At 66.1% G+C, this 7,770-nt stretch carries 7 protein-coding genes and 2 pseudogenes; 2 read left to right on the top strand and 7 right to left on the bottom strand.

Annotated features, from left to right (window positions below):
* Both IVB13_RS30355 and IVB13_RS30350 read right to left on the bottom strand, forming a co-directional pair.
* Window positions 1-1,108: mannose-1-phosphate guanylyltransferase/mannose-6-phosphate isomerase (locus IVB13_RS30355; protein ID WP_247491090.1), on the bottom strand; the 1,108-nt coding region annotated here is incomplete at its 3' end.
* Window positions 1,109-1,115: 7 nt separating this feature from the next.
* Window positions 1,116-1,385: pseudogene (locus IVB13_RS30350) on the bottom strand (UDP-glucuronate 5-epimerase); the annotation flags it as partial.
* Window positions 1,386-1,607: 222 nt separating this feature from the next.
* Here IVB13_RS30350 and IVB13_RS30345 point away from each other — a divergent pair.
* Together IVB13_RS30345 and IVB13_RS30340 are read left to right on the top strand one after the other, a co-directional pair.
* Window positions 1,608-2,567 carry a lysylphosphatidylglycerol synthase transmembrane domain-containing protein gene (locus tag IVB13_RS30345; RefSeq protein ID WP_247491087.1) on the top strand — a complete coding sequence of 320 codons (960 nt, stop codon included), beginning with the start codon at window positions 1,608-1,610 and terminating at the stop codon, window positions 2,565-2,567.
* On the top strand, window positions 2,564-3,583 hold the full coding sequence (locus IVB13_RS30340; RefSeq protein WP_247456793.1) for a glycosyltransferase family 4 protein: 1,020 nt from the start codon (window positions 2,564-2,566) through the stop codon (window positions 3,581-3,583). Before IVB13_RS30345 ends, IVB13_RS30340 begins: the two co-directional genes overlap by 4 nt.
* Before the next feature lie 112 nt (window positions 3,584-3,695).
* Here IVB13_RS30340 and IVB13_RS40510 read toward each other — a convergent pair whose 3' ends face one another.
* The 5 genes and pseudogenes from IVB13_RS40510 to IVB13_RS30320 all read right to left on the bottom strand — a co-directional run bounded on the left by IVB13_RS40510 (window position 3,696) and on the right by IVB13_RS30320 (window position 7,648).
* A complete protein-coding gene (locus IVB13_RS40510) occupies window positions 3,696-3,827 on the bottom strand; it encodes a hypothetical protein (RefSeq protein ID WP_346732292.1) in 132 nt (43 codons plus the stop codon).
* Window positions 3,828-3,907: 80 nt separating this feature from the next.
* Window positions 3,908-4,093 (bottom strand): annotated as a pseudogene (locus tag IVB13_RS40505) (UDP-glucose 4-epimerase); the annotation flags it as partial.
* A complete protein-coding gene (locus IVB13_RS30330) occupies window positions 4,063-4,515 on the bottom strand; it encodes an NAD-dependent epimerase/dehydratase family protein (protein WP_247456792.1) in 453 nt (150 codons plus the stop codon). The gene IVB13_RS30330 and the pseudogene IVB13_RS40505, both read right to left, overlap by 31 nt.
* Window positions 4,512-5,732, bottom strand: a complete 1,221-nt coding sequence (locus IVB13_RS30325) for a glycosyltransferase family 4 protein (protein WP_247491085.1) — start codon at window positions 5,730-5,732, stop codon at window positions 4,512-4,514. Before IVB13_RS30325 ends, IVB13_RS30330 begins: the two co-directional genes overlap by 4 nt.
* Before the next feature lie 2 nt (window positions 5,733-5,734).
* Window positions 5,735-7,648: a nucleoside-diphosphate sugar epimerase/dehydratase gene (locus tag IVB13_RS30320; protein WP_247456790.1), complete on the bottom strand. Its 1,914-nt coding sequence runs from the start codon at window positions 7,646-7,648 to the stop codon at window positions 5,735-5,737.
* Between the last annotated feature and the right edge of the window lie 122 nt (window positions 7,649-7,770).

Genomic DNA, 7,770 nt, shown 5'->3' with positions numbered 1-7,770 from the left:
ACTGGTAGCTGCCCCAGGGCCGATGCACCTTGAGGTGCTCCTCGGTGACCTTCGGTGCGACCGCCTTGAGCTTTGTGACCAGCCGCTTCAGCCCGTTGGCATCCTTCTGACGCGAGACCAGCACTGCGTCGGCGGTCGCCACCACGATGAGATCGTCGACGCCTTCGAGCGCGACCAGCGCGGAGTCGGTGGTGACGTTGCAGTTGCGGGAATCCTCGAACACCGCACTGCCATGCGAAGCATTGCCTTGCGCGTCCTTGTCCGACAATTCCCACACCGCGTGCCAGGAGCCGACGTCGGACCAGCCGCACGACACCGGCACGACCGCTGCGCGCGCGGTCTTCTCCATCACCGCATAGTCGATCGAGATCGCCTTGGCCGCGCCGAACGCCTCGGGCTCCAGCGTCACGAAGCCGAGATCGCGACCGGCATTGGTCACGGCATTGGAGATGGTCTCCACGCTCGCCGCATCGACCTTGCGGTATTCGTCCAGCAGGACGCTGGCTGGAAACATGAAGTTGCCGCTGTTCCAGAGATAGCCGGAATTTAGGTAGTCGGCCGCCTTCACCGCATCCGGCTTTTCGACGAAGCGCGCGACCGCGTGCACCTCGCCGGAAATGACCTCGCCCGGGCTGATATAGCCGTATTCGGTCGCCGGCCGTTCCGGCTTGACGCCGAAGGTGACGATGCGCCCGGCGCTCGCGGCGGTGAGGCCCTGGCGACACGCCGCGACGAAGGCGGCATTGTCCTGCACCACGTGGTCGGCGGCGAGCGCGAGCACGATGGCCTCACTGGCGCGGTTCTGCGCGAACACCGCGCCGGCGGCGATCGCAGGCCCGGAATCGCGCCGCATGGGCTCCAGGATCACGTCGGCTTCAATGCCGATTTCGGCGAGCTGCTCCAGCACCATGAAGCGGTAGGAGGCATTGGTGATGACGATCGGGCGATCGAACAGCGAGGCCTCGGAGACGCGCAACAGCGTGTCCTGGAAGGTCGAGCGCGTGCCGAACAGCGGCAGGAACTGCTTGGGGCGCACCTCGCGCGAAGCCGGCCACAGCCGCGTTCCGGCACCGCCGCACATGATCAGGGGGATAATGCGTTTGTCCATCGTCATTTCAAACCTTGAGGTCGTTCCGATACCAGGTGACAAAATTACGAATTCCGTGCGCGATCGGCGTAGACGGTGCAAAGCCGGTATCGCGCATCAGATCCTCGACATCCGCGAACGTTTCCAAAAGGTCTCTCGGCAGCAATTCTTTGATCGCCGTCCGACCCAGCTCCGGCTCCAGAACTCCGACGACGTGCATCAGCTCTTCCGGGTGGTGGTTGCCGACATTGTAGACCTTAGACGGCGCATTTGCGGCAGCCGGACGATCTGCGGTGATCCCTCATCCTGTTCCCAAGGACCGCTTCGCCCGATCCGTCGCTCGATCTTTCGCCCGCGGCGCGTCTTTAGCCTCCGCATCGACGGGGCCGCAATAGCCGGCCGCCCTGCATGCGGGCTCCTGATCACCGCTATTGCAAGATCGGCGCCAAAACCATACCAAAGCGGCCGAATTCGGCGCCTTGCGTCGGGTTGCTTCAAATCCCTTGTTCATGCGGGCGAAATGCGCCGAATCCTGCTGTCGACGGCCAAGATCCTGATTTCCGGAGCGCTGCTGTACCTGGCGCTGCGCAAGGTCGATCTGTCCGAACTGTTTTCGCGCTTCACCGTGACCAGCCTGTTCTGGATCGGCTTGGCGATCGCCGTCACGTTCCTGCAAATCTTCGTCGGCGTGTTGCGTTGGCGCGAGATCAGCGCCGCATGCGGCGCCCCGCTCGAGCTCGGCCGGGCCATGCGCTACAACGTAATCGGATCGTTCTTCAATCAGACCCTGCCCTCGGCCATCGGCGGCGATGCGGTCCGGCTGTGGCTCGTCGCGCGCGCCGGCGCCGGCTGGCGCGCTGCGACCTACTCGATCTTCGTCGACCGCGCGATCGGTTTGATCGCGCTCGCGATAATGATCGTCGCGAGCCTGCCCTGGAGCTACGGCCTCATCGCCGATCCGCACGGGCGCTCGGCGCTGCTGCTCGTCGACCTCGCGGCGCTCGCGGGTGGCCTCGGCTTCTTGGTCTTCGGCGCGCTGAAATGGCACTGGCTGAAAACCTGGTGGGCCACGCATCACATCCACGCCTGTGCCGTGATCGCCAACCGCGTGATCTTCAGCCGCTCGCGCGGACCGGCCGTCGTGATCCTGTCGCTCGCCGTGCATGTGCTGGCCGTCGTGGTCGCCTGGTGCGTCGTGCAGTCGATCGCCGCGCCGGTCGGATTCAGCGACGTTTTTATGCTGGTGCCGCCGGTGATGCTGATCACGATGATGCCGATCTCGATCGCCGGCTGGGGCGTGCGGGAAGCCACCATGGCCCTCGCGTTCGGCTTCGCGGGCCTGGCCGCAAACGAGGGGGTCAACGTCTCGCTGCTGTTCGGCGCCGTGTACTTCATCGTCGGCGCGATCGGCGGTCTGGTCTGGATCCTCAGCGCCGAGAAAGCCGCGCAGGGATCGGCGCCGCTCGGGGTGCCGCAGTGAGCGCGGCCATCGATGCGCTCGGCGCCGTCCCCTCGCTGCTTGCCGTTGCGATTGCCGCGCTGGTGTCGGGCGTCATCACCTGGACCAGCCGCCCCCTGCTCCAGCGCTACGCATTGGCGCGGCCCAACGCGCGGTCCTCTCATCGCATCCCGACCCCGCAGGGTGCGGGCATCGCGGTGATATCAGCGACGCTGCTGGTCGCATCAGCCTGGGCAGTCTGGGCGAACGTCGCGATTCCGCCGGCGCTGATCGCTGCGACGGTCTTGATCGCCGTGGTCGGATTTGCCGACGACATCAAGTCGCTGCCGGTGCTGGTACGGCTCGTGCTGCAGGCCGCAGCCGTCGGCGCCGTCGTGTTCACCACGCCCGAGACCGCGCGCATCGTGCCGGCGCTGCCGCTCGCGCTGGAGCGCGGACTGATCGTGCTGGCGGGCGTGTGGTTCGTGAACCTCGTCAACTTCATGGACGGGCTCGACCTGATGACGGTGGCGGAAGTGGTGCCCGTCACCGCGGCGCTGCTGCTGCTGGGACTGCTCGGCGATCTGTCGTGGCCGGCCGCGCTGATCGCCGCGGCGCTGTGCGGCGCCATGCTCGGCTTTGCGCCGTTCAACAAGCCGGTCGCAAAGGTCTTCCTGGGTGATGTCGGCAGCCTGCCGATCGGCCTTTTGCTCGGCTGGTGCCTGCTCGAGCTCGCCTGGCGCGGGCAGCCCGCCGCGGCGCTGTTGCTGCCTGCCTATTACCTCGTGGATTCCACCATCACGCTGTTCCGGCGCATCGCCAGGCGCGAGCAATTCTGGTCGGCGCATCGCTCGCATTTCTACCAGCGCGCCACTGACCACGGCTTCACGGTCTCTCGCGTGATCGGCGAGGTGTTCGCGCTCAATCTCGTGCTCGCGGGGCTTGCCATCGTCACCGCTCGCGCCGGCTCGGTGACGATCACGCTGATCGCGCTGCTGGCGGGCGCAATCGCGATCGGCGTCGTGCTGCGCCGGTTCTCCCGCCCTCAGGCGTCCTGAGCCGCCAGCGCCAGCCGCAGCCCCTCGTCGAGAGACACCGGCGGCTGCCACCCCGTCGCGGTCACCTTGAGAGGTTGAGCTCGAGCGAGCCAATCAGGCTGTCCTGGGTATCCTACCGGCCCATCAGGCTCAGCAGCGTGCTGAGCAGATGCTGCGGCATACCGGACAGCCGCGAGTTCTTGCCGGCAGCCTTGGCCAGCCGCGCGATGAACTCGGGCGTCGAGACCTGTTCCCTGTCGGCCACCAGAAGATCTCCAAATTGCTCGCGGGATCTGGATGAGAGAGCCGGCGCAGGATGAACGACGACAGGTTCTGCACGGCAAGGAAGGCGCGGTGATTGCGGATCGCGGCAAAGGGCAGCGGCAGCCCGAGGCTCACTGCACGCGTCAGCAGCGCGAAATTGCCCTTGGCGCCCGCACCATAGACCAGCGGCGGCCTGATCACCGAGATCTTCATGGCGCTGTCGCGCGCCAGCGTCTTCAAGCCCGCTTCGGCCGCGGCCTTGGACATGCCGTAGAGACCGCGCGGCGTCGGGACATCGTCCTAGCTGAACGGCGCGCGGCCGTCATTGGTGCGACCGTGCACGAGAACGGTGCTGATGAAGATGAACCGGCGCACCCCGGCCGTCGCCGCGCTGCCCGCCAGGTGCAGCGTGCCGGCAATGTTGACGTTGCGATAGAGCTGGACCGCAGCTCCTCGTGCTTGTGATGCACCCGCGCGGCGAGATGAACGACGACGTCGACGCCTTCAATCGCCGCCTGCCAGTCGGTTTCGGGGCCGATCGTTTCGATCACGACCTCGTCGTCCATGCCTTCCGATCTGCGCACCGCGCGGCGGACCGACCACCCCTCGCGCGCAAGTGCGGGCACGACATGACGGCCGACGAAACCGCTCGCACCCGTCACCAACACGACTGGCTTGCGCTCGTTCATCGTCGCTCCGTCAGTTCGGTGTTGCGCAGCAATTCGTCGATCAGCCCGGCATAGGCGTTCATCGCGGTGACGCGATCGAACTTCGCCGCCGCCTTGACCGCGCGCTCCGCCATCGCGACTGCGTCGGAGCGAGACGCCGCGCGGATCGCCTCGGCCAGTTGGTCGGCACGGCCGGGCGTCACGACCCAGCCTAGCCCGTTCTCCACCACGGTCAACGCAGCCTCAGCCTCCGGCTCCGAGACCAGCACCACGGGACGGCCGACGGCCAGCAGATTGTAGAACCGGCTCGGCACCGACACCCCCGCAACGTCCTTCCGGTACGGAATGATCCACAGATTGGCCGCCGCCAGGAATGCCTCGAGCTCGGCATCCTCGACCCGCCCCACGAAGGAGACATTGGGCAAGTTCGCCTCAGTCTGCAACTGCTTCAACCGCTCGAAGCCGATGCCCCAGCCGGAGAGCAGAAAGTGGATGCCAAGCTCGGCCCTCAAAAGGCGCGCCGCCTCGAACACGATCCCCGGATCATGGGTGAAGCCGAGATTGCCCGACAGGCCGACAACAAAATCCGCCGAGAGCGCTTTGCGGAATGGATTATCCGCCGTCACCGGCCGGGGGGCGGCCACGAGCGTCGCCCAGTTCGGGATGAAGCGGATCTTGTTCCGCGTCATGCCGGAATAGCTCAGCAGCGGCCGTTCCGCATCGCGGCCGATGGTGATGACGGCATTGAGCGCACGGAACATCAGGCTGTTGGCGGCACGCATCGTCATGGCCACGATCGAACCGGGCTTCAGCAGGCCCGCCATCACTAGCACGTCGGGGAAGAGGTCGTGCATGATCAGCGCCGAGCGCGCGCCCTTCAGCCTTGCCGCTGCCGCGACCGCGTAAGGCAGTATGAAGGGTGCGGTGACGGTGAGCACGACGTCACCTCGCCTCAGCTCCCGTGTCAACGCCAGGAACGTGCGCGCAGCGAACAGCAGCTCGGAAGCGCCGCGCCGCACCAGCGCCGCCTTGCCCGCCATCCGGTTCTTGACGGCGACGATCCGCGGCTTGCCCGGGCCGGTCTGCGAGGCCGGCAACGCGCCTGATGAGCCCGACAGCACCACGACCTCGTGATCCCCGGCGATGCGGCAGGCGATCTCGGCCATGATCGCCGCGGTCGTGCTCGGATCAGGCGGGTAATGCTGGCTCGCCACGACGATCTTGCCTCGAGGCTGCATGATCAGGCCGCGGTCGACCCGAATTCCGGAATCGCGTCCTTCAGGATGTTCCTGATGGTGGCCCGATCGTCGCGCGCGATCGCCTGCTCCAGCGCCGCAATCCATTTGCGCAGCGTCTGCATCGGCGGCTCGTTCGGCTGCGCGGCCATGATGCCGGCGACGCCGATCTCGCGGGTCGGCTCCTCGGAGGCGAACAGGATTTCGTGCAGGCGTTCGCCGGGCCGCATGCCCGTGAACACGATTTCGATGTCGTAGCCGGGTTGCAAGCCCGAGAGACGGATCATGCGCTCGGCGAGATCGACGATCTTCACCGGCTGGCCCATGTTGAGCACGTAGACCGACACGTCGGAGCGCTGCGTTCCGAGCGCATGGGTGGCCGCCGTGATGACAAGATCGCAGGCCTCGCGGATGGTCATGAAGTAGCGGACCATGTCGGGATGCGTGACCGTGACGGGACCGCCGGCATCGATCTGGGCCTTGAACTTCGGCACCACCGAGCCGTTCGACGCCAGCACGTTGCCGAACCGGACCGAGATCAGCCGCATCGACCGCCTGGCGCCGCCGTGCCCGGTCGCAAGATCATGGTCGAGCGCCTGGCAATACATCTCGGCGAAGCGCTTTGTGAGGCCGAGCATCGACACCGGTTCGATCGCCTTGTCGGTCGAGATCATCACCATGGCTTCGGCGCCGGCGCTATGCGCGGCATCGGCAACGTTGATCGAGCCGAAGATGTTGGTCTTGACGCCCTCGCTCCAGTCGCGCTCGAGGATCGGCACGTGCTTGAGCGCGGCGGCATGGAATACGATGTCCGGCTTGAACTCGGCCATCAGGCGCATGATGCGCTCACGGTCGCGGATGTCGGCGATCCGGCCTTCGATCGAGGCCGCGGAGCCGAGCGCCGCGAGTGTTTCCGTGATCGCATAGAGCGCCGGCTCGGAATGTTCCACGATCAGAAGGCGCGCGGCACCGAACGCGACGACACGCTCGCAGATCTCGGAACCGATGGAGCCGCCCCCGCCGGTGACGATCACCGCCTTGCCCTCGATCAGGGCCTCGAGCCGCGCATAGTCGATCTTTTCGCTCGGCCGCAGCAGCAGGTCCTCGACTGCGACGGCTGTGAGCCGTGGGGTATCGCCGCTCTCGAGCGAGGGCATGCGGCTCACGATCACGCCGAGCTTGCGCGCCCGCATCAGGATCGATTCGGGATGGGCCTCCGGCTCGAATGCCGTCGGCGTCATCACGACGCGCGCGATCCCCTTGCCGCGCTTGGTGAAGTCGGCGATGACATCCTCGATGTCGTCGACGCCGCCCAGAACCGGGACGTTGCGGATGAACTGGCCGCGATCGGAACTCGACGGCGAGAGCACGCCGACCGGCCAGATGCGCTTAATCGCCCCGCTCTCAATCCCGCGCAACAGCACCTCGGCATCCGCGGCGCGGCCGATCAGCAGCGTCGGCGCGGCATCTCCGGTGCGGGCGTGACGCCGCACCCGCGTATAGCGGAAATAGCGGTAGGCCATGCGCAACGCGCTGAGGAAGGAGATCTCGAGGAACCAGTAGAGGACGATGGTCACCTTGCCGAGGAAGAAGGCGCCGCGGACGTTGGGGGCGACGAAGATGTAGTCGAGCACCAGCAGTGCAACCGTCAGCACGGTCGCGACGCGGATGATGTTCAGCGCGTCGGGCAGCGAAATGAAGCGCCATTTCGTCGTGGTCAGGTTGAAGACGAAGAACACAACCACGCTGAAGGCGAGGAAATAGGGCAGGATCTGGATCAGCAGCGGCAGGCGATCGAAGAAGTCGTCGCCGCCCTCGAAGCGCAGATAGAAGGCGGCGAACAGCGCCGCCGTCGTCGCCAGCAGGTCGTGGAGCGCGATCATGAAATTGCGTAAGGTGAGATGCGAAAGACGCGTCATCCGCTGACCGAAAATCCAGTTAAATGCAACCTGATCGCGCTGATAACCCATCTCGGCCGGACATGCCAGTCAAGGCTTGCCGGTCAAGATTTGCCGGTCAAGGTTTGCGATCCGGGCGGCCG

This window comes from Bradyrhizobium sp. 17 (assembly GCF_023073515.1).
In the GTDB taxonomy this organism is placed as follows: Bacteria; Pseudomonadota; Alphaproteobacteria; order Rhizobiales; family Xanthobacteraceae; genus Bradyrhizobium; species Bradyrhizobium canariense_D.
Note: the sequence above shows the minus strand (reverse complement) of the source record. Positions and strands in the feature narration are given on the sequence as shown.

Coding starts and splice junctions, on each gene's coding strand:
- IVB13_RS30345 (WP_247491087.1), top strand. CDS start 1,608: ATGCGCCGAATCCTGCTGTCGACGGCCAAGATCCTGATTTCCGGAGCG.
- IVB13_RS30325 (WP_247491085.1), bottom strand. CDS start 5,732: ATGCAGCCTCGAGGCAAGATCGTCGTGGCGAGCCAGCATTACCCGCCT.
- IVB13_RS30320 (WP_247456790.1), bottom strand. CDS start 7,648: ATGACGCGTCTTTCGCATCTCACCTTACGCAATTTCATGATCGCGCTC.
- IVB13_RS30330 (WP_247456792.1), bottom strand. CDS start 4,515: ATGAACGAGCGCAAGCCAGTCGTGTTGGTGACGGGTGCGAGCGGTTTC.